Raw genomic sequence first — 19,770 nt, 5'->3', positions numbered from 1 at the left:
GTCGCGCTGGCGCACAGTGAGCGCCATGGAGAACCAAGCCACCAGGAACCGGCCGGCGGAGCGGCGGGAGGAGCGGCGGGCCCGGCTGCACGGGCGTCTGGTGATCGCCGCGGTCGCCGGCTGCGCGGTGCTCGGTACGGTGCTGATGCTGCTGCCCGCGGAGCGCCCTGCGACCCTGGCGCCCGCCCCGGCCCCGGGCGCCCAGGCGCTGACGGCGGTCGCCGCCGGGCTACCGGCCGCCCTGCCCGACCTGGCGGCCCTGATCGGCGAGCGGGAGAGCCATCTGCGCCGGCATCCCGGGGACGCCCAGTCGTGGGCGGTGCTCGGGACGGCGTACGTCGAACAGGGGCGGCGGACCGCCGACACGACGTTCTACGCGAAGGCCGAGGACAGCCTGCGGACGTCCTTGAAGGTGCGCAGGAGCGCGGAGGCCCTCGGGGGTCTGGCCGCCCTCGCGAACGCGCGCCGGGACTTCCGGACCGCGCGGACCTGGGGCGAGGAGGCGCGGCAGCTGGAGCCGAAACGGTGGACGACGTATCCGGCGCTGATCGACGCGTACACGGGGCTCGGCGACTACAAGGCGGCCCGCGGGGCGCTGGAGCGGCTGACGGAGCTGCGGTCGGGGCCGGCGGTGATGGCCCGGGCGGCGGCCGTGTACCGGGACCGGGGCTGGCGGGAGGACGCGGCGGCCCAGCTCGTCGACGCGGCGGCGGGCGCGCGGGCCCCGGCCGAGCGGGCCGCGTATCTGGAGCGGGCCGGGCAGCTCGCCTGGGAGCGCGGTGACCGCGAGGACGCGCTGCGGCACTTCCAGGAGGCCGTCCGGATCGACCCCGACCAGCGGGCGGCGCAGGCCGGTCAGGGCCGGGCCCTCGCGGCGCTCGGCCGCACGACGGAGGCCCTGAACGCCTACCGGACGGCCCTCGCGAAGCAGCCGCTGCCGCAGTACGCCCTGGAGCTGGGCGAGTTGTACGAGTCGCTGGGGCTGGGGCAGGCCGCCCGGGTGCAGTACGACCTGCTGCGGGCGGCGGTGGAACGCGCGGCGGCGGGCGGGGCGGACGAGGAGCTGGTGCTCGGGCAGTTCGAGGCGGACCACGGCGACCCGGCGTCCGCGGTGCAGCGGTTGCGGGCCGAGTGGCTGCGGCAGCCGGGGATCGCGGTGGCCGACGCGCTGGGGTGGGCGCTGCACCGGGCCGGCCAGGACCGGGAGGCCCTGCGGTACGCCCGGATCGCGACGGACAAGGTGCACGGGGGCGGAGTGCGCAGCGCGCTGTACGCGTACCACCTGGGCATGATCGAGCAGGCGTCGCAGCAGGACGCCCCCGCGCGCCGGCATCTGCGGGAGGCCCTGCAGATCAACCCCTACTTCTCGCCCTCGGGGGTGCGGGCGGCGCGGGAGGCGTTGGCGGCGCTGGGGGACGTGCCGGAGGAGGGCCTGCCGGAGGAGGACGCGGCGGACGAGGGCGGGGCGGACGAGGGCGGAACGGCGACGGACGCGAAGGCGGTCACACCGCGGCCGTACCGATGAGGGCGTTCCTCGTCACCAGCGCCGTCAGCTCCTCCTCGCCGAGCCCTTCCGTGCCGTCCGGCCTGCGGGGCAGCACCAGGTAGCGGGTTTCCGCGCTGGAGTCCCACACCGTGATGTCCACGGATCCGGGAAGGGAGAGGCCGAACTCCCGCAGTACCTCCCGTGGTTCGCGGACCACGCGGGAGCGGTAGGCCTCGGACTTGTACCAGCTGGGGGACGGTCCGAGCAGGCGCAGCGGGTAGCAGGAGCACAGGGTGCAGACGATGACGTTGTGGTGGGACGCGGTGTTCTCCACGACCCGCAGGCGCTGGTACGAGCCGTCCATGTACCCGAGTTCCCGGACGGCGGCGGTGCCGTCCGCGAGCAGCCGGGCCCGGTAGGCGTCGTCGGTCCAGGCGCGGGCCACGACCCGGGCGCCGTTCGCCGGTGAGGACTCCGCGAGGAACGCGTCGATCGCCTCGTCCAGGCGCTCGCCGGTGATCAGCCCCTTCTCCTCCAGGAGGGTTTCCAGCCGCCGTACCCGCCGGGCGATCGTGGCGTCGGTGTGGTGGTCACCGCTCATCGTCCCCGCTCCTTTCGTCCGCCTCCAAGTAGCTCTCCCACAGATCCAGTACGACGTGGTGGTCGCCCTCGCCCCAGAGGTCGCGGGCCTCGAAACGGACCGCGTAGATCTGCTCGACGGGCGCGTCCCCGCGGCCCTGCGCGCTGAGGTCGGCCAGTTCACCGGGGCCCTCCGGCTCGACGACCACGCCCCGCTTTCCGCGCGCGTACCGCGGCAGGCGGGTGTGGTGCGGCGGGTCGTGGCGGTAGGTGCGGACCGGGGTGCCGGGCGGGAAACGGTCCGGGGCCGCGTCAGTCATCGAGCTCACCCGGCTCGATCACGCCCTTGCGTTCGAGCAGGGCGCAGATCGCGGTGAACCAGCGCTCGTAGTACGACGCCGCCAGGTACTCCCCCGGCGGCATCGACTCGATCGCGTCCCGGAACTCGTTCGTGTTGAAGACCCCTTGCGCGCGCAGGGTGTTGAAGAGACCGACGACCCGTGCCTCCCAGTCCGCGTGGAAGGGCTCGGTGTCGTCGGTGGTGTCGATCGCGCCGAATCCCTGCGTGCCGCCCACGTCGTTGATCCTGGCCATGGGGCCAGCCTACGAGGCTCGGGTTGGTGCCGTCGTGGCCGAGCCGGTTCGGGCACAGGTCGCCCGACTCGCCGCCGGCGAGTCGGGGGACGCGGCGAGTCGGGGGACGCGGGCTAGAGGTTGCCCCGCTTCTCCTGCTCCCTTTCGATGGCCTCGAAGAGCGCCTTGAAGTTGCCCTTGCCGAAGCCCATCGAGCCGTGGCGCTCGATGATCTCGAAGAACACGGTCGGCTTGTCCTGGACCGGCTTGGTGAAGATCTGCAGCAGATAGCCGTCCTCGTCGCGGTCGGCGAGGATCTTCAGCTCCCGCAGCGTGTCGACCGGCACCCGGGTGTCGCCGACCCACTCGCCGAGGGTGTCGTAGTAGGAGTCGGGGGTGTCGAGGAACTGGACTCCGGCCGCGCGCATGGTCCGCACGGTCTGCACGATGTCGTTGGTGTTCAGCGCGATGTGCTGGACGCCCGCGCCGCCGTAGAACTCCAGGTACTCGTCGATCTGGGACTTCTTCTTGGCGATCGCGGGCTCGTTGATCGGGAACTTCACCTTGAGCGTGCCGTCGGCCACGACCTTCGACATCAGCGCGCTGTACTCGGTGGCGATGTCGTCGCCCACGAACTCCTTCATGTTCGTGAAGCCCATGACCTTGTTGTAGAAGCCGACCCACTCGTTCATCCGGCCGAGCTCGACGTTGCCGACGCAGTGGTCGACGGCCTGGAAGGTGCGGTGGGCGGGCGGCTCGACGATCGGGGCGGCCGCGGCGAAGCCGGGCAGGTAGGGGCCGTCGTAGCCGGTGCGCTCGACGAGGGTGTGGCGGGTCTCGCCGTAGGTGGCGATCGCGGCGAGGACGACCGTGCCGTGCTCGTCCTTCAGCTCGTACGGCTCGGCCACCGAGCGGGCGCCGTGTTCTAGGGCGTAGTCGTAGGCGCGGCGGGCGTCCGGGACCTCGATGGCGAGGTCGATCACGCCGTCGCCGTGCTCGGCCACGTGCTGGGCGAGGAAGTGGCCCCAGGGGGTGGCGGGCTTGATGACCGAGGTGAACACGAAACGGGCGGAGCCGTTCTCCAGCACGTAGCTCGCGGTCTCGCGGCTGCCGTTCTCCGGTCCGGAGTAGGCCACGAGCCGCATGCCGAAGGCGGTCGAGTAGTAGTGCGCCGCCTGCTTGGCGTTGCCGACGGCGAAGACGACCGCGTCCATTCCCTTGACCGGGAAGGGGTCGGCCTGCCGGGCGGTTTCGGGAGTGTGGTGTGTGGTCTGCGTCATGTGCGAAGCCTGGCTCCGCTCTGCAAGGTGCGCAATAGTTCGCGTATCCACTGGACAACATGTTCAGCGATACGGCCGTATCGGCGGCCCTTCTGTACATGATGACCATCTCTCCGGGAGGCCGCTGTGGGGATCGACGCACTGGACGGGCGGATCATCGTGCTCCTCGCGCGCGAGCCGCGGATCGGGGTCCTTGAGATGTCCCGGCGGCTGGGGGTGGCCCGGGGGACCGTGCAGGCGCGGCTGGACCGGCTTCAGTCGAACGGAGTCATCCGGGGATTCGGTCCGCAGGTCGATCCGGCGGCGCTCGGCTACCCGGTGACCGCGTTCGCCACACTGCAGATCCGGCAGGGGCAAGGGGCCGACGTCCGGGCGCACTTGGCGACCGTGCCGGAGGTCCTTGAGCTGCACACCACCACCGGCAGCGGGGACATGCTGTGCCGGCTGGTGGCCCGCTCCAACGCCGATCTCCAACGTGTGATCGACCGGGTTGTCGGTTTCGATGGGATCGTCCGGGCCGCCACCGCGATCGTCATGGAGAACCCCGTTCCGCTGCGGATCATCCCGCTGGTGGAGCAGGCGGCGGGGGATCCGGCCCTTCGGGAGTGACCGAGCCACTGGGGTGAGCGGGTGTGACCTTCTGGGAGTACCTCGGCAGCCGCCACCAGCAGCTGCTCGCGGACGCCTACCAGCACGCGAGCGTCGTCTTCCAGTGCATGGTCATGGCGACGGTGATCGGGGTGCTGATCGGGGTCGTGACCTATCGCAGCGAGTGGGCCGGCAACCTCGCCACGACGGCCACCTCGACGATCCTGACCGTTCCCTCGCTCGCCATGATCGGTCTGCTCATCCCGGCCGTGGGGCTCGGGGTGCCGCCCACGGTGATCGCCCTGACGCTGTACGGGCTGCTGCCGATCGTGCGGAACGCGATCGTGGGCCTGCGCGGGGTCGACCCGTCCCTGGTGGACGCGGCCACGGGCATCGGGATGTCCCCCGTCATGCGCCTGGCGCGGGTCGAGCTGCCGCTCGCCTGGCCGCCGATCCTGACCGGGATCCGGGTCTCGACCCAGATGCTGATGGGCATCGCCGCGATCGCCGCCTACGCCTCCGGGCCCGGCCTCGGCAACGAGATCTTCCGCGGCATCGCCTCCCTGGGCAGCAAGAACGCGCTCAACCAGGTGCTTGCCGGCACGCTCGGGATCATCGTCCTCGCCCTGCTGTTCGACGCCGCGTACGTCCTGATCGGACGGCTCACCATTCCGAGGGGGATCCGTGCCTGAGACGTCCGGCACCTCAGGTGCGTCCATCGAGTTGGAGCACCTGACCAAGAGGTACCCCGGCGCTGCGGAGCCCGCCGTGGACAGCGTCAGCATGGAGATCAAGGCGGGCGAGACCGTCATCTTCGTGGGCCCGTCCGGATGCGGTAAGTCGACCACTCTCAAGATGATCAACAGGTTGATCGAGCCGACCGGTGGCCGCATCCGGATCAACGGTGAGGACGTGACCGACATCGATCCGGTCAAGCTGCGCCGCAAGGTGGGCTACGCCATCCAGTCGGCCGGGCTCTTCCCGCACATGACGGTCGCGCAGAACATCGCCCTCGTGCCGAGGATGATCGGCTGGGGGAAGGCCCGGATCGACGACCGTGTGGAGGAACTGCTCGACCTCGTCGGGCTCGACCCCGGCGAGTTCCACGGCCGCTATCCGCGTCAGCTCTCCGGCGGCCAGCAGCAGCGGGTGGGTGTGGCGCGGGCGCTCGCGGCCGATCCGCCCGTCCTGCTGATGGACGAGCCGTTCGGCGCGGTCGACCCGATCACCCGTGACCATCTCCAGGACGAGCTGATCCGGCTCCAGCGTGAGCTGCACAAGACGATCGTCTTCGTCACCCACGACTTCGACGAGGCGATCAAGCTCGGCGACCGCATCGCCGTACTGCGCGAACGCTCCCACATCGCCCAGTTCGACACCCCGGAGGCGATCCTGACCAACCCGGCCGACGACTTCGTGTCCGGGTTCGTCGGCGCGGGGGCGGCGCTGAAGCGGCTCAACCTCACCCGGGTACGGGATGTGGAGATCACCGACTATCCGACAGCGACGGTCGACGACCCCCTCCAGGAGATCTTCAACAAGCTCCGGGGCAGCGGGACGAGCGAGGTGCTGCTGCTCGACAAACGCGGACGGCCCTACAAGTGGCTCAGGCGCGGGGACATGATGCGCGCCAAGGGGTCGCTGGCGCGGGCCGGGACGCTGGTGAGCGACACGGTGACCAGGGACGCGACCCTGCGGGACGCGCTGGAGGCGGTGCTGACCGACAGCGCGGGGCGGGTCGCGGTGACCGGGCGGCGCGGGGAGTACACGGGTGTCGTCGACATGGAGACGCTCATGACCTCCGTGCACGAGCTCCTGGAGGCCGACCGTTTCGAGGCCATGGAGCACCAGCACCAGCTGGAGGAGATCCGGGCCGACCGGACGCACGCCGAGCAGGAGGGTGCCGGCGCAGGGGGGCGGAAGGTGTGACGGCTGCCGAGATCCCGGAGCTGGAGGAGACGGCCGCTCCTCCCCCGCCGGCCGCGCCCGGAAGACGCGTGACCTGGCGGAAGCTGACCTTCCTGCCCGCGTTCCTGCTCGCCGTGCTGCTCGCGACCTGGCTGTGGTTCGCGCAGGCCGACCTGGACCCGCTCACCGAGAACGCGCTGTCGAACGGGCAGGTGTCCAAGGCCCTGTGGCAGCAAGTGCAGCTGACCGTGATCTCGACGTTCTTCGTGCTGATCATCGCGATCCCGCTGGGCATCGTGCTGACCCGCCGCGCCTTCCGGAAGGTGAGCCCGGTGGCGATGGCGGTCGCCAACATGGGTCAGGCGACCCCGGCGATCGGCCTGCTCGCCCTGCTGGTGATCTGGCTGGGCACGGGAACGAAGGCGGCCCTGATCGGCATCGTCGCCTACGCCGTCCTGCCGGTCCTGTCCAACACCATCGCGGGCCTGAAGGCGAACGACCCGATGCTGCTGGAGGCGGCACGCGGCATCGGCATGTCCCCCCTGGGCGTACTGACCCGCGTCGAACTGCCGCTGGCCGTCCCCCTGATCCTCGCGGGCGTCCGTACGGCCCTGGTCCTCAACGTCGGTACGGCGACCCTGGCGACCTTCGGCGGAGGCGGCGGCCTCGGCGTCCTGATCACGACCGGCATCACCAACCAGCGGATGCCGGTCCTGATCCTGGGCTCCATCCTCACGGTGACCCTCGCCCTGCTGGTCGACTGGCTGGCCTCACTGGCGGAACTGCTGCTCAGGCCAAGGGGGTTGGAGGTGGGCACATGAGACGCAGGTTCCCGACACCGGCCCGGACAGGCGTTCCTCCCGCCCAGGTCCTGAACGTCGATACGGCGACCCGGCGACCTTCGGCGGAGCGGGGGGCGGCCCCTGCGTGCCCGCCCTGCCGGTCGACCGCACTGCTGCCCAGGCCACGGGGTGTGAAGGCGGATGCGCCGGGCGCCGACCCCACCCACCTCCTGCGGGCTGCGCCCCCGCACGGCCGCCGACCGCACGTCCCGGCCCACCCACCGGCCTCACCGACCACGGCCCTGGGCGGCGACGTGAGACGAACCCGTCTGACGCTCACCGGGGCGCCGGCCGTGCCGCCCGGCCCCGGACAGCCCAACGGCTCCCCCACCGCCGACCACCCGAAGCCCCGCCCCACCCCTACCAACCCACCGACCCCACACACCAGAGCTCTTGGAGGCGGCAAGGTGAGACGCCCCCGTCTGACGCTCACCGGGGCGCCGGCCGTGCCGCCCGGCCCCGGACAGCCCAACGGCTCCCCCACCGCCGACCACCCGAAGCCCCGCCCCACCCCTACCAACCCACCGACCCCACACACCACGGCCCGGGGGGCGACCACGTGAGACCGACCCGTCTGACGCTCGCCCGACCCCTGCCCCTGCCGTCCCGCCGCGGGCTCACCAGCGCCACCCCCACCCCGGCCAACCCAACCGCCCGACCACCCCACACACCACGACCCCGGGAGGCGACCACGTGAGACCAACCCGTCTGACGCTCGCCGGGGCGCTCGTCGTGCTGTCCGGCTGTGGGCTGACCAGCGGCTCCCCGATGGCCGACGATGTGAAGCCGGGGTCGATCGGCCGGGGTGAGCCGCTCAAGGGTGCGGAGCTGACGGTCACCTCGAAGGAGTTCACCGAGCAGCTGATCCTCGGCGCGATCATGGGCATCGCCTTCGAGGCGGCCGGGGCGGACGTGCTCGACCGCACGGGGATCCAGGGATCGGTCGGGGCCCGGGAGGCGGTCAAGTCCGGGGACGCGGACGGGATGTACGAGTACACGGGCACGGCGTGGATCACCTACCAGGGCCACAGCGAGCCGATCGCCGACCCGCAGGAGCAGTGGGCCGCGGTACGGAAGGCCGACCTGGACAACGGGCTGACGTGGCTGCCGAAGGCGCCCCTGAACAACACCTACGCGCTGGCCATGAACCAGTCCAACTTCAGGAAGTACGGCACGAGGACACTCTCCGACGTGGCCGCGCTGGCCAAGAAGGACCCCGGCGCGGTGACGCTGTGCGTGGAGAGCGAGTTCGCCAACCGCGCCGACGGACTGCCGGGCATGGAGAAGGCGTACGGGATGCGCGTCCCGGCGAGGAACCTCACCCAGATGGACACCGGGATCATCTACACCCAGGTGGCGAAGGGCAGTTGCCGGTACGGGGAGGTCTTCACGACCGACGGCCGCATCAAGTCCATGAACCTCGCGGTGATGCGGGACGACCGGAAGTTCTTCCCCAACTACAACGCGGCTCCCGAGATCAACTCCCGGTCCCTGAAGAAGTGGCCGGCCATCGCCGAGGTACTGGACCCGGTCACGAAGAGGCTGGACAACACGGTGGCGCGGGAGCTCAACGCGAAGGTGGACGTGGCCGGGGAGGACCCGCACCAGGTGGCGCTGGACTGGATGAAGGCGGAGGGGTTCGTGAACTAGGAGCCGGTCCGCCGAGCAGAGTTACAAAGAACATGTTGCAAAGAACCCTTTGCATAGATACCTTTGTACGCATGCCGGAAGAGCCGAAGGTACGGAAACTCGACGCCCGTTCACTGCGAGGGCTGGCCCATCCCCTGCGGATGGAACTGCTCAACGCGCTGCGCCGGCGCGGACCCGCCACCGCTTCGATGCTCGCCGAGCGGCTGGGCGAGTCCAGCGGCGCCACCAGCTACCACCTGCGCCAGCTCGCCGAGCACGGCTTCATCACGGACGCGCCGGAGCACGGGAAGGGAAGGGAGCGGTGGTGGAAGGCCGTCGACCAGGGGCTGACCTTCGACACCACCGAGTTCGAGGACGCTGGACCCGAAGTACGCGGATTGGCCGAGATCTACCTGCATGAGATCGCCGCCACCCACTCCCGGGAGCTGTCCGGCTGGCTCAGCACCCGGGACCACTGGTCCGCCGAGTGGACCCGCGGTTCCGACATGACGCTCCGGCTCACCCCCGAGCTGGCCACCGAGCTCGTCGACAAGATGCACGCCCTGATCAACGACTACCGCGGCCAGGTCACCGACGAGGACCCCGGCACGGAGCAAGTACGCATCCACACGCACCTGTTCCCCATCGAAACGGACTGAAGGGCCCCGTCATGCACCCCGAGACCCACCTCACCCAGCACACCTTCCGCGCCGCCGACCTCCGCGCCGAGGCCGACGCCTACCGCCTGGCCGCGCAGGCCAAGCGGCCGTACGCCATCAGGACCCGGATCGGCTGGACCCTCGTGGAGGTCGGCCTCCGCCTGGCCTCCCCCAGGCCGGCCTTCGCGCACTAGGAGCACTACAAGCACTAGCAGGCGGGGACGGACCCCTTGCCCGACTCCAGCGCGGTCAGCGCGCCCACCGCTCCCTTCAGGGAGGTCACCGGGATCAGCCGCAGCCCCTTCGGCAGCTCCGCCCGCGCGTCGGCGCACTCGTCCTTCGGGACCAGGAACACCGTCGCCCCGTCCCGCTTCGCGGCCTGCGTCTTCAGCGCCACGCCGCCCACCGCGCCGACCGTGCCGTTCGCGTCGATCGTGCCCGTCCCGGCGATGACTCGGCCGCCCGTGAGGTCGCCCCCGGCGCCGTCGCCGTCGAGCTTGTCGATGATCCCCAGGGTGAACAGCAGCCCCGCGCTCGGCCCCCCGACGTCCGCGAGCTTCAGCGTGACCTTGACCTTGTTGTCGCTGAGCTTGAGGTAACCGAGGGCCGCCTCGGTCGCCGCGTCCTGGGACTCCTTCATCTGGGCGGTGTTGTGCTCCTCGATCTCCTTGACGCTCTGCCCGCTCGGGTAGACCGCGTCGTGGGGCATGACCGCCCGGTCGGTGCGGAACCAGCTGTCGAAGAGGTCGCCGAGCGAGACACGCGTGTCGGGCCCGGTCGCCTCGATGGTCGTCATCCGCAGCTGCCCGCTCGTCGGTCGGGTCTTCGCCCCGGAGATCGTGATCACCGCCGCGCCCTCGTTCTTGGCGAGGACGTTCGCCGTCATCCCGGGCTGCGCCAGTGCGAAGGGCAGCGGCGCGAAGAGGGCCGTGGCGACCAGTGCCACGACGGGCAGGGCGCAGACGGCGACGGCCTGGGGGCGCGTGAGGCGAGAGAGCACGGGATCAATCTAACGCGGCGGTCACTTCCGGCCACGAGCCGGTCAGGCCGCGTACAGATCCTGTCTTGCGCGCGTGAAACGCCGTAGGACGTCGGGGAGCGGTTCGACGCCGATACCCGGTGTGTGCGGGACCGGCAGGTGGCCGTCCGCCAGGACGAACGGCTCGGTGATGTCCTCGGCGAAGTAGCGGGCGGAGGCCGAGGTGTCGCCGGGGAGCGTGAAGCCGGGCAGGGCGGCCAGGGCGAGGTTCGCGGCGCGGCCGATTCCCGTCTCCAGCATGCCGCCGCACCACACCGGCACGCCGTGCGCGCGGGCCACGTCGTGGATGCGGCGGGCCTCCAGATAGCCGCCGACGCGCGCGGGCTTGACGTTCACGACCCGGCAGGCGTCCATCGCGATCGCGGCGGCGGTGTCCCGGGCGTTGTGCAGGGACTCGTCGAGGCAGACAGGGGTGGCGATACGGCTCTGGAGGCGGGCGTGGCCGTACAGGTTGTTCTCGTCCAGCGGCTCCTCGATCAGCAGCAGCCCGAACTCGTCGAGACGGCGCAGGTGTTCCGCGTCCGCGAGCGTGTACGCGGTGTTCGCGTCGACCTGGAGCGGCAGGGCGGCGCCGAAGCGCTCGCGTACGGCACGTACCGGCTCGACGTCCCAGCCGGGTTCGATCTTCAGCTTGATCCGGACGTACCCCTCGGCGAGATACCGCTCGACGTCGTCCAGCAGCTCCGGCACGGAGTCCTTGATCCCCACCGACACCCCCGCGGGCACCCGGTCGCGCACCGCGCCCAGGTACACCGCCAGCGGCATGCCGTACGACCGCAGCTCCGCGTCCAGGACCGCCGTCTCCAGGGCGGCCTTCGCCAGCTCGTGCCCCTTGATCCCGCTGACGGCGGGCCCGACCATCGCCGCCGTGAGCGCGGGCAGTGCGGCCACCCTCGGCACCAGGAAGTCCCGCAGCACGAGCTCGGCGCCCGCCACGAACTCCGAGCAGTACCGCGGCTGGGGGTCGGCGGCGAACTCCGACCAGCCCTCGGCGGTGTCCGTGACCACGTGCAGCAGGAACGTGTCCTTCGTGGTCATCGTGCCGAAGGAGGTCCGGAAGGGAGTGACGAGCGGGATCTGCACATGGACGACTTCGACGCGCTCCAGCTTCATACGGCGGCCTCCTTGGTGAGTGTGTACCAGCCGTCCCTGGACATGCCGGTCGCCCGGAAGCCCTGCCCGAACGCCTCCGTGAGCACCTCGCGCACGGCCCGCCGCCAGCGCAGCGCGAGCGCCGGGTCGGCGGCCCGCAGCTTGACGACGTCGTCCGGGACTCGGCACCAGAGGTGTCGGCCGGCGAGGTCGCGGCGGGCCAGGGTCTCCCCGTCGGGGGCGCGGTGGGTGGCGGGCGCGGCCTCGCGGTCACCCGGGTCGTACGACGGTCCGGGCGCCGTCAGGTCCCAGGTCACCGTCAGCCGGTCGCTCTCGTCGCCGCTGTTCACGCCGTCCCGCATGGGGCCGTAGAAGTCGACCATGTACTCGGTGCCGGCCGCGCCCAGTTTGGCCAGGTTGAAGCGGGCGTTGCGCGCGACCAGCGGGTCGAAGGTCCAGCGCATGGTGCGGGCGCCGAGGCCGAGCGCCCAGGCCCGCTGCGCCTGCTTCACCGCCTGCCCGAGCCCGGGGTCCGTGGCGGCGACCAGGGAGTACGCCTCCCGCGAGCCCGGCGGCCCGAACACCGCGACACAGGCCCCGGCGAGGCGCTGCCCGTCGTGGGCCGCGTGCACCGCGCCGCCCGCGTGGACCAGGCTGTGCAGCACCTCGGCCGGGTAGGGCGGGGCCGTGGGCGGGGTCCGCCACACCTCGCCGAAGTACGCGCTGACGGCAGCGAGGCCGGCGACGTCGTGGACGGTACGGATGCTCAGGGTCATGTGCCCAGTCTCGGCTCTGCCGGCTGCCGGCTGCCGGCTGTCGGCCGCGCTCAGCGCAGTGCCTCCGCGACCTCCCGTGCCGCGTCCACCACCCGCGGGCCCACCCGCTCCGGCACCGCGTCCGCCAGCATCACGACCCCGACACTGCCCTCGACCCCGGTGACCCCGAGCAGCGGAGCGGCCGCCCCGCTGGCGCCGGCCTCCAGCTCCCCGTGCGTCAGCATGTACCCCGGCTCCCCGAACCCCTGCTGCCGGGCCGCGAGAATCGCCCGGCCCGCGGCGCCCCGGTCCAGCGGATGCCGGAACCCGGCCCGATAGGCCACGTGATAGTCCGTCCACGTGGGCTCCACGACGGCCACGGCCAGCGCCTCGGCGCCGTCCACCAACGTGAGGTGAGCCGTCGCTCCGATGTCCTCGGCGAGCGACCGCAGCGCGGGCAGCGCTGCCTCCCGTACCAGCGGATGCACCTGGCGTCCGAGGCGCAGCACTCCCAGCCCCACCCGAGCACGCCCGCCGAGATCACGCCGTACGAGGGCGTGCTGCTCCAGCGTGGCCAGCAACCGGTACACCACGGTCCGGTTCACACCCAGTTTGTTGGAAAGCTCGGTGACGGTGAGCCCGTGGTCCGTGTCGGCCAGGAGCTTGAGGACACGCAGTCCCCGGTCAAGCGTCTGAGAGGTCTCCGCGGTCACGACGCCCACTCCTCCAAGTGGTGAGGTCGGCAGCCCCCTCGCGGCGGATGCGTCACCGAGTCCCGTCAGTGACGCGCTTCAGAGGCCGCCGATCGGCCGGCGGCCCGGTCTCTTACCGGGCCGCGTCGCTTCACGGCTGCGCTCCGCGGCGGCGCTGCCACGGGGCGTGTGCGTAGCGGGACAGTAGCGAAGCGGGTTCGCTCAGCGGAAGCCTCCGTCCAGAATCCGGGCAGCACCCGGTACGGACCACTCCGTATGTCCTGATACGTACGGTGTGACAGCCGCCGAGCACGAGCGGGCGCGGTCGTCACCGCATCCGGGTGGCCCACTCCTGCACCTTGGCGATCCGCTGCCGCAGCTGCCCGGCCGTGGCCTCGGCGCTCGGCGGCCCGCCGCACACCCGGCGCAGCTCGGTGTGGATCACACCGTGCGGCTTGCCGCTCTGATGGACGTACGCGCTGACCATGGTGTTGAGCTGCTTGCGCAGCTCCATCATCTCCTTGTGCGAGACGACGGGCCGCCGCTCGGCGGGCAGCTCCAGCAGGTCCGCCTCGCTGTCCGGCTTCTTGCGGTTGTGCGCGATCTGCCGGGCCTGCCGCTTCTGGAGCAGGAGCTGCACCTGGTCCGGCTCCAGCAGGCCCGGAATCCCGAGGTAGTCCTGCTCCTCCTCGCTCCCCGGGTGCGCCTGCATGCCGAACTCGGCACCGTCGTAGAGCACGCGGTCGAAGACGGCCTCGGACTCCAGCGCCTCGAAGGCGAACTGCTCCTGCTCGCCGGTGTCCTCGTCCTCCTCCTTGTTCGCCTCCTCCATCTCCTTCTCGGACTCGGCGTACGGGTCCTCCTCGCCCTCCTTCTTCGGCTTGTCGAGGGCGTGGTCCCGTTCCACCTCCATCTCGTTGGCGAAGGTGAGGAGGTCCGGCACGGTCGGCAGGAACACGGAGGCGGTCTCACCGCGCCGCCGGGACCGTACGAAACGGCCGACGGCCTGGGCGAAGAAGAGGGGCGTGGAGATGGTGGTGGCGTACACGCCGACCGCGAGGCGTGGCACGTCGACGCCTTCCGACACCATCCTGACGGCCACCATCCAGCGGTCGTTGCTGCCGCTGAAGTCGTCGATCCGCTTCGAGGCCCCGGCGTCATCGGACAGGACGAGGGTCGCCTTGCTGCCGGTGATCTCGCGGATCAGCTTGGCGTAGGCGCGCGCGGAGTCCTGATCGGAGGCGATGACGAGGGCGCCGGCGTCCGGAATCGCCTTCCTGACCTCCGTGAGCCGCTGGTCGGCGGCGCGCAGCACGCTCGGCATCCACTCACCGCGCGGGTCGAGCGCCGTACGCCACGCCTGGCTGATCGCGTCCTTGGTCATCGGCTCGCCGAGCCGGGCGGCGATCTCGTCGCCCGCCTTGGTCCGCCAGCGCATCTGCCCGCTGTAGGACAGGAAGATGACGGGCCGCACCACATGGTCGGCCAGCGCGTTCCCGTACCCGTAGGTGTAGTCGGCGGCCGACCTGCGAATCCCGTCGTTGCCCTCCTCGTACGTCACGAAGGGGATCGGGTTGGTGTCGGACCGGAAGGGCGTACCGGTGAGCGCGAGCCGGCGGGTGGCCGGCTCGAAGGCCTCCAGGCACGCCTCGCCCCAGGACTTGGAGTCACCGGCGTGGTGGATCTCGTCGAGGATCACGAGGGTCTTGCGCTGCTCGACCCGGTTGCGGTGCAGCATCGGCCGTACGCCCACACCCGCGTAGGTGACGGCGACTCCGTGGTAGTCCTTGCCGAGCGGCCCTGCGCTGTACTCCGGATCCAGCTTGATCCCTATCCGCGCCGCCGCCTCGGCCCACTGCTTCTTCAGATGCTCGGTCGGCGCGACGACCGTCACCTGCTGCACGACATGGTGGTGCAGCAGCCAGGAGGCGAGGGTGAGGGCGAAGGTCGTCTTGCCCGCGCCCGGGGTCGCGACGGCCAGGAAGTCACGCGGCTGCTCCTGGACGTACTTCTCCATCGCCCCTTGCTGCCACGCACGCAGCTTGTTGGCGGTACCCCAGGGGGCCCGCCCGGGGAAGGCGGGGGAAAGGTGATGGGAGGAGGCGGCGGTGGTAGTCACGGTCTCCGTCGGGGTCGAGCGGCTGGGCTGTGTATGACGACCGGGTCACCTTACCGGCGGGCCGATGGTGTCAACGCGCGGACGGGGCCGGGGCGGGCGCGGGTGGGACCGAGGTCACATTCAGCGGGCGAAGCGCGGCAGGTAGGCCGCGATCTTGGCCGTTCATATGCATGAAGACCCGGTCTTGGCATGCAGCCGGGTCGTCACCCAGGCCCCCACCAGGGCCACCCCAGCCATCGGAAGGAACACGACGGCGAACGCGGCCGGATGCGAGCCGGAGGCTTCCGTGGCGGAGTGGGTGACGGTGGCGCCGCCGAGCGCCGCGAAGGCCGCACCCCCCGCCGCCAGCAGGACGGCGTTGGAGAGACCGTCGGAGATCTGGAGGGCGGCGGAGTTGGTACCGGCCTCCTCCGGAGCGGAGAGCTGCAGCAGAAGCACGCTGGAGGAGGAGATCACCAGCCCCATCCCGAAGCAGCCGAAGCCCCAGGCGACGGCGACGGTCCAGACGGGCACGGAGTCGATCAGCACACTCGGCGCGGCGGCGATCGCGGCCGCGACCAGCACCATGCCGCCGGTCATCAGCCGTTCCCGGTACGGCTCCACCCGCGCCCGCGACTGCACCCACGACCCCAGCGCCCACGTGCCCCCGCCCGCCGCGAGCGAGAACCCGGCCAGCGTCGGCGACAGCCCCCGCTGGGTGACCAGCATCAACGGCACGAAGGACTCGGCGGCCACGAAGGACCCCGCCGCGACCCCGCGCAACAGCACGACGGAGGGCAGCCCCCGCGCCGCCCGGTAGGTCCCGCGCGGGAGCAGTCCGAGCACGGCCGGCACGAGCAGCGCCACGCCCGCGAGGCCGGGGAGCAGGGAGAGGGGGCGCAGGTCCTGGGCGGCGTACTGGAGGAGCCCGGCGCCGAGGGAGATCCCGAGGGCGAGCCGGATGCGGCGCCGGTCGAAGGAGGCCCGCCCGGCGATGGCGTCGACCGGCCCTCCGGCCCGCCGCCGTATCTGCGGAAGCGCGAGCACCAGCGGAAAGACCACCAGCACGGGAATCCCGACGAACACCCACCGCCACCCGAGGTGTTCGGTGACCGCCCCGGCCGCCAGCGGCCCCACGATCGACGGCACGACCCACCCGGCCGCGAACGCGGCCATGATCGCCGGCCGCAGCCGCTCCGGATAGGCCCGCCCGACGACGACGTACAGCGCCACGATGACCAGCCCGCCGCCGAACCCCTGCACGGCCCGCCCGAGAATGAACAGCCACATCGCGCCGGCGGTCCCCGACAGCAGCAGCCCGGCACCGAAGCCGGCGATCCCGGCCGTCAGCGGCCCGAGCGGCCCCCGCCGATCCGCCCACTGCCCGGCCAGCACCATCCCGAACAGGCTGGTGGTGAAGTACCCGGAGAACGCGAACGCGTAGAGCGCGACCCCGTCCAACTCCCGCGCCGCGACCGGCATCGCGGTCCCCACGGCGGTCGCCTCGAACGCGATCAGCAGCACGACGGACACGATGCCGATGCTCAACGCCCGGTACGAACGCCCCAGCACCCCCTCCTCCACCTCGTCGACGGACGGCACCTCAGGGTCATCGGTGACACCGGTGTCACGCGGTTCCAGGACAGCCATGCCCGCCAGAGTAAGGGCCACAGTCCTTGTTTACCCCTGTCGAAAGCAGGCCTCGCCCTGAGACCTTGGTCGTACGACCACGGCCGATCCCCGCCAACCCCCGCCGATCCCGTCCCGTTCATGAACGGCGTATGGCAGTCCCGTTGCAGCCCCCACGACTCCCTTGAACCACCCCCCACAGCCCCCTACGGTCAAGTCACCGGGTTACCCCGGCCGTGTGCCCGAGTGGTTCAGGGACGCGCCTGCACTGCATCCATCAGCGAGCTCCGCTCGCGGGGAGTCACGCGGGTCCGATCCCCGCCACGCCAGGACACACGACCGAACCCGGTGACGGCCGTGTGCCCGAGTGGCTCAGGGACTCGCCTGCAAAGCGAGTTACGCGGGTTCGATTCCCGCCACGGCCTCTGTTGTGGACAAGGGGCGGCATCTCGTCGAGGTGCCGCCCCTTCCGCTGTGCGGCGGCGCCCTACGCTTGCGGCGGTAGTGGTCGTGAGTGAGGAGGCGGGTGGGCGTGGTCGACGGTGTGGTGGAGCCTCCCTTTCCCGATGCCCTGGGGATGGAGCAGGCGCCTGTTCCGCACGCGCTGCTCGGGCCCGTGCTCGGGTTTCTGGGGGTGTGGCGGGGGCGAGGGCAAGGTGGGTATCCGACGCTCGATGGCGACTTCGCGTACGCGCAGGAGGTCCGGTTCAGTCATGACGGGCGGCCCTTTCTGCGGTACGAGGCCCGGGCCTGGCTGCTCGACGGTGACGGGGCGCCGTTGCGGCCCGCGGCGCGGGAGAGCGGGTGGTGGCGGCTGCAGCCGGACGGACGGGTGGAGGCGCTGGTCACCCAGCCCACCGGTATCACCGAGATCCTGGTCGGACATGCGGGAGAGGGCGCGGTCGACCTCGCCGCGCATTCCGTCGCGCTGGCACCGACCGCCAAGGACGTGACCGCCACCCGTCGCCGCTACACCCTGGCCGGCGGCGACGGCGACAGTGACACCTTCACGTTCGTCCACGAGCTCGCGGCGGTCGGGCAGCCCCTCCAGCGCCACCTCTCGGCCACTCTGCGGCGTGAGGTCGGTCAGAGCACCCCGCCCACCTCGTCCTGGAACAGCTCCGTCCAGTAGTGCCAGTCCGCGTCCGTCGTCGTGCCCGTGGGGTCGATGGTGGACAGGGCACGGATCATCGTCTTGGCGACCTGGACGTACAGCGTGTTGGTCAGTTCGTGGGCGAGCGACTCGTCTATCCGGCGCTCCCGGTGCAGCAGCCAGAGGGTGAAGGCGAGGGTGGAGATGTCGGTGTTCAGGGGGTGGAGCGTGCCTTCGCGTTCGCTCCAGTTCAGGACCCCGCCCGTCTCGCCGTCGACGACCAGGGTGTTGTCCTCGATCAGATGGCCGAGGACGATCAGGTGGCCGGCGCGCGGCGGGAGGGCGGTCAGATGGTCGGCCCGGTGCTCCGCGAGGGTCGGGAGCGGGGCGTCCGGGTCGGTGTGGAAGAGGACGCCGTCCTCGGGCAGGCCCGTCTCTGCCAGGAAGCGCCGGGTCGGGGCATGCGTGAGCGTGGACGGGAAGTCGATGTCCTCGAAGCGGACGACATGGCTGCGGCCGAACTCCTGGTCCAGCAGGCGCGGCGGGAGGTCCAGAGCCAGCCCGGAGTCCGTGCCGGGACCCGCCACCAGGGTCAGGGGGCGGATCAGGGCCGCGATCTTCCAGAACGTCGGGACATCGCCTCCCGTGCCCTCCTCGAACACCGTCAGCAGCTGGCGCGTCGCGTCCTCCACGGCGGTCGGACCGAAGCGGCCGGCGTACGCGGCGAACTGGCCGCGCACCTCCGTCAGCTCGTCCGTGGCCGTCGCGAAGCGGACCAGGGTGGGCAGGGACGGGGCCAGGGGGGTGCGGTCCATCAGGTCGGGGCGGGCGGGGAAGAACGCCGTGGTCGAGACCTCGCCGGTGACCCCGTCGAGCAGGACCGACTCCCGCTCCCTGCCGTGCAGGTCCGTGAGTCCGCCTATCACCAGCTGGTCGCGCAGCTCCTCGCTGAGCAGGCCGGCCGGGTCGCCGGTGGCGTCCGCGACCGTCCGCAGGCCCTCCCTGCGCAGCTCCTCGAAGGTGAACAGGTCGCTGTCGGCGGGCAGTCCGGGGCCGCTGAGCCAGCGGCGGGTCGACACATGCGAGATGTAGGGCTGCAGTTCGTCCTCGGTCAGTCTGATCGCCGCTACGGCGGCATCGGTCGTGCTCATGGCTCCCCCGTGTGCTTCGTACGCAGTCCCCTGGCCGGGCACGGCACGGCGAACCCCTCGGGCCTGCGCTCGTCCCCCACTGCTCGAAACACTACGCGCCACCACTGACAACGCCCCCGTACCAAGGAGACGTCAGGACACCCTCGCGCGTTCCCGCCCCGCGAGAATCGCCTCCACCGTCTGCGCGGGGGTCTGCGCGGAGGTGTCCAGCCACAGCCCGATCCGCGGGGTCGACTCCCGCAACGCCTCGTCCAGCGCGGCGACCGTCCAGGCCGGCCCGTAACCCGTCTTCGTCCGGGCCGTCTCCCGGTGCGGCCACCGTCCCGGCGTCCGGCGCCAGGACCACGACGTACAGCGGCCGGGTCCGGACGAGTCCGACGTACGCCGTCAGGTCCTCGCTCAGGACGACGTCCTGCACGACCGCCGTGAACCCGGCCTCGGCGTACGCGTCCGCCGTCGCGGCCGACAGCCGGTACCGCAACCGGAGTTGGGCGACCGCCTCTCCGGAGGCGCCGGGTGTGTACTCCTCGCGCCCCGACACGATCATCCGCCGGAACAGGTCGCCACGGACATGCGCCGCCCGCGGCAATCGCTCCGCGAGCGCCTGCGCGACCGTCGACTTCCCGGCCGCCATCACACCGGTGACCAGGACAACCCCGCGCATCACGGGTACTCCC

General features: G+C 71.5%; 20 protein-coding genes, 2 tRNA genes and 1 pseudogene. 11 read left to right on the top strand and 12 right to left on the bottom strand.

Annotated elements, in window-relative coordinates:
• Positions 1 to 25 precede the first annotated feature (25 nt).
• Positions 26 to 1,525 (top strand): tetratricopeptide repeat protein, encoded by a 1,500-nt coding sequence (locus RKD20_RS27160; protein ID WP_424879985.1) that lies wholly within the window; start codon positions 26 to 28, stop codon positions 1,523 to 1,525.
• On the opposite strand, the gene nthA is transcribed toward RKD20_RS27160, so the two are convergent.
• From nthA to hppD, 4 genes are all read right to left on the bottom strand, one after another.
• Positions 1,503 to 2,087: a nitrile hydratase subunit alpha gene (gene nthA / locus RKD20_RS27155; RefSeq protein ID WP_424879984.1), complete on the bottom strand. Its 585-nt coding sequence runs from the start codon at positions 2,085 to 2,087 to the stop codon at positions 1,503 to 1,505. The genes RKD20_RS27160 and nthA overlap by 23 nt on opposite strands.
• On the bottom strand, positions 2,077 to 2,385 hold the full coding sequence (locus RKD20_RS27150) for an SH3-like domain-containing protein (protein ID WP_424879983.1): 309 nt from the start codon (positions 2,383 to 2,385) through the stop codon (positions 2,077 to 2,079). The genes nthA and RKD20_RS27150 overlap by 11 nt, the downstream gene beginning before the upstream one ends.
• Entirely contained in the window at positions 2,378 to 2,659 is a 282-nt protein-coding gene (locus RKD20_RS27145; RefSeq protein ID WP_028808267.1) for an SH3-like domain-containing protein, read from the bottom strand. The genes RKD20_RS27150 and RKD20_RS27145 overlap by 8 nt, the downstream gene beginning before the upstream one ends.
• Positions 2,660 to 2,772: 113 nt before the next feature.
• Positions 2,773 to 3,918, bottom strand: coding sequence for a 4-hydroxyphenylpyruvate dioxygenase (gene hppD / locus RKD20_RS27140; RefSeq protein WP_424879982.1), 1,146 nt, complete (start codon positions 3,916 to 3,918; stop codon positions 2,773 to 2,775).
• Positions 3,919 to 4,044: 126 nt separating this feature from the next.
• On the opposite strand from hppD, the gene RKD20_RS27135 reads away from it, so the two are divergent.
• The 7 genes from RKD20_RS27135 (at position 4,045) to RKD20_RS27105 (ending at position 9,738) form a co-directional block, all read left to right on the top strand.
• Positions 4,045 to 4,527 (top strand): Lrp/AsnC family transcriptional regulator, encoded by a 483-nt coding sequence (locus RKD20_RS27135; protein ID WP_020121198.1) that lies wholly within the window; start codon positions 4,045 to 4,047, stop codon positions 4,525 to 4,527.
• A 23-nt stretch (positions 4,528 to 4,550) separates the two neighbouring features.
• Positions 4,551 to 5,198, top strand: a complete 648-nt coding sequence (locus RKD20_RS27130; protein WP_424879981.1) for an ABC transporter permease — start codon at positions 4,551 to 4,553, stop codon at positions 5,196 to 5,198.
• Positions 5,191 to 6,435: a betaine/proline/choline family ABC transporter ATP-binding protein gene (locus tag RKD20_RS27125; RefSeq protein WP_424879980.1), complete on the top strand. Its 1,245-nt coding sequence runs from the start codon at positions 5,191 to 5,193 to the stop codon at positions 6,433 to 6,435. Before RKD20_RS27130 ends, RKD20_RS27125 begins: the two co-directional genes overlap by 8 nt.
• Positions 6,432 to 7,235 carry an ABC transporter permease gene (locus RKD20_RS27120; RefSeq protein ID WP_424879979.1) on the top strand — a complete coding sequence of 268 codons (804 nt, stop codon included), beginning with the start codon at positions 6,432 to 6,434 and terminating at the stop codon, positions 7,233 to 7,235. The genes RKD20_RS27125 and RKD20_RS27120 overlap by 4 nt, the downstream gene beginning before the upstream one ends.
• Before the next feature lie 714 nt (positions 7,236 to 7,949).
• Positions 7,950 to 8,906, top strand: a complete 957-nt coding sequence (locus RKD20_RS27115) for a glycine betaine ABC transporter substrate-binding protein (protein ID WP_424879978.1) — start codon at positions 7,950 to 7,952, stop codon at positions 8,904 to 8,906.
• Positions 8,907 to 8,977: 71 nt separating this feature from the next.
• On the top strand, positions 8,978 to 9,544 hold the full coding sequence (locus RKD20_RS27110) for an ArsR/SmtB family transcription factor (protein WP_424879977.1): 567 nt from the start codon (positions 8,978 to 8,980) through the stop codon (positions 9,542 to 9,544).
• Positions 9,545 to 9,555: 11 nt separating this feature from the next.
• Positions 9,556 to 9,738, top strand: coding sequence for a hypothetical protein (locus RKD20_RS27105; RefSeq protein ID WP_424879976.1), 183 nt, complete (start codon positions 9,556 to 9,558; stop codon positions 9,736 to 9,738).
• A 14-nt stretch (positions 9,739 to 9,752) separates the two neighbouring features.
• On the opposite strand, the gene RKD20_RS27100 is transcribed toward RKD20_RS27105, so the two are convergent.
• The 6 genes from RKD20_RS27100 to RKD20_RS27075 form a co-directional block, all read right to left on the bottom strand.
• The gene (locus RKD20_RS27100) at positions 9,753 to 10,544 is read right to left on the bottom strand and encodes a S16 family serine protease (protein ID WP_424879975.1); all 792 of its coding nucleotides are present in this window, start codon (positions 10,542 to 10,544) and stop codon (positions 9,753 to 9,755) included.
• 42 nt (positions 10,545 to 10,586) lie between these two features.
• Positions 10,587 to 11,696, bottom strand: a complete 1,110-nt coding sequence (menC, locus tag RKD20_RS27095) for an o-succinylbenzoate synthase (protein ID WP_424879974.1) — start codon at positions 11,694 to 11,696, stop codon at positions 10,587 to 10,589.
• Positions 11,693 to 12,451 carry a chorismate synthase gene (locus RKD20_RS27090; protein ID WP_424879973.1) on the bottom strand — a complete coding sequence of 253 codons (759 nt, stop codon included), beginning with the start codon at positions 12,449 to 12,451 and terminating at the stop codon, positions 11,693 to 11,695. Before RKD20_RS27090 ends, menC begins: the two co-directional genes overlap by 4 nt.
• Before the next feature lie 50 nt (positions 12,452 to 12,501).
• Complete coding sequence (locus RKD20_RS27085) at positions 12,502 to 13,143, bottom strand: IclR family transcriptional regulator (protein ID WP_031041623.1); 642 nt, start codon at positions 13,141 to 13,143, stop codon at positions 12,502 to 12,504.
• Positions 13,144 to 13,450: 307 nt separating this feature from the next.
• The gene (locus RKD20_RS27080; protein WP_424879972.1) at positions 13,451 to 15,241 is read right to left on the bottom strand and encodes a DEAD/DEAH box helicase; all 1,791 of its coding nucleotides are present in this window, start codon (positions 15,239 to 15,241) and stop codon (positions 13,451 to 13,453) included.
• A gap of 162 nt (positions 15,242 to 15,403) precedes the next feature.
• Positions 15,404 to 16,870, bottom strand: a complete 1,467-nt coding sequence (locus RKD20_RS27075; protein WP_424879971.1) for an MFS transporter — start codon at positions 16,868 to 16,870, stop codon at positions 15,404 to 15,406.
• Between the two features lie 210 nt (positions 16,871 to 17,080).
• Here RKD20_RS27075 and RKD20_RS27070 point away from each other — a divergent pair.
• From RKD20_RS27070 to RKD20_RS27060, 3 genes are all read left to right on the top strand, one after another.
• Positions 17,081 to 17,179, top strand: a tRNA-OTHER gene (locus tag RKD20_RS27070).
• A 23-nt stretch (positions 17,180 to 17,202) separates the two neighbouring features.
• Positions 17,203 to 17,274: transfer RNA gene (locus RKD20_RS27065), tRNA-Cys, on the top strand.
• Between the two features lie 152 nt (positions 17,275 to 17,426).
• A complete protein-coding gene (locus RKD20_RS27060; RefSeq protein WP_424883330.1) occupies positions 17,427 to 17,981 on the top strand; it encodes an FABP family protein in 555 nt (184 codons plus the stop codon).
• On the opposite strand, the gene RKD20_RS27055 is transcribed toward RKD20_RS27060, so the two are convergent.
• Together RKD20_RS27055 and RKD20_RS27050 are read right to left on the bottom strand one after the other, a co-directional pair.
• Complete coding sequence (locus RKD20_RS27055) at positions 17,936 to 19,093, bottom strand: SUKH-4 family immunity protein (protein WP_424879970.1); 1,158 nt, start codon at positions 19,091 to 19,093, stop codon at positions 17,936 to 17,938. The genes RKD20_RS27060 and RKD20_RS27055 overlap by 46 nt on opposite strands.
• Positions 19,094 to 19,225: 132 nt before the next feature.
• Positions 19,226 to 19,757: pseudogene (locus RKD20_RS27050) on the bottom strand (AAA family ATPase).
• Positions 19,758 to 19,770: the final 13 nt, after the last annotated feature.

This window comes from Streptomyces sp. SLBN-8D4, from assembly GCF_049739545.1.
GTDB lineage: Bacteria > Actinomycetota > Actinomycetes > Streptomycetales > Streptomycetaceae > Streptomyces > Streptomyces canus_C.
This window is presented reverse-complemented; position numbering and strand designations above follow the sequence as displayed.

Coding starts and splice junctions, on each gene's coding strand:
- RKD20_RS27160 (WP_424879985.1), top strand. CDS start 26: ATGGAGAACCAAGCCACCAGGAACCGGCCGGCGGAGCGGCGGGAGGAG.
- nthA (WP_424879984.1), bottom strand. CDS start 2,087: ATGAGCGGTGACCACCACACCGACGCCACGATCGCCCGGCGGGTACGG.
- RKD20_RS27150 (WP_424879983.1), bottom strand. CDS start 2,385: ATGACTGACGCGGCCCCGGACCGTTTCCCGCCCGGCACCCCGGTCCGC.
- RKD20_RS27145 (WP_028808267.1), bottom strand. CDS start 2,659: ATGGCCAGGATCAACGACGTGGGCGGCACGCAGGGATTCGGCGCGATC.
- hppD (WP_424879982.1), bottom strand. CDS start 3,918: ATGACGCAGACCACACACCACACTCCCGAAACCGCCCGGCAGGCCGAC.
- RKD20_RS27110 (WP_424879977.1), top strand. CDS start 8,978: ATGCCGGAAGAGCCGAAGGTACGGAAACTCGACGCCCGTTCACTGCGA.
- RKD20_RS27105 (WP_424879976.1), top strand. CDS start 9,556: ATGCACCCCGAGACCCACCTCACCCAGCACACCTTCCGCGCCGCCGAC.
- menC (WP_424879974.1), bottom strand. CDS start 11,696: ATGAAGCTGGAGCGCGTCGAAGTCGTCCATGTGCAGATCCCGCTCGTC.
- RKD20_RS27090 (WP_424879973.1), bottom strand. CDS start 12,451: ATGACCCTGAGCATCCGTACCGTCCACGACGTCGCCGGCCTCGCTGCC.
- RKD20_RS27075 (WP_424879971.1), bottom strand. CDS start 16,870: ATGGCTGTCCTGGAACCGCGTGACACCGGTGTCACCGATGACCCTGAG.
- RKD20_RS27060 (WP_424883330.1), top strand. CDS start 17,427: ATGGAGCAGGCGCCTGTTCCGCACGCGCTGCTCGGGCCCGTGCTCGGG.
- RKD20_RS27055 (WP_424879970.1), bottom strand. CDS start 19,093: ATGAGCACGACCGATGCCGCCGTAGCGGCGATCAGACTGACCGAGGAC.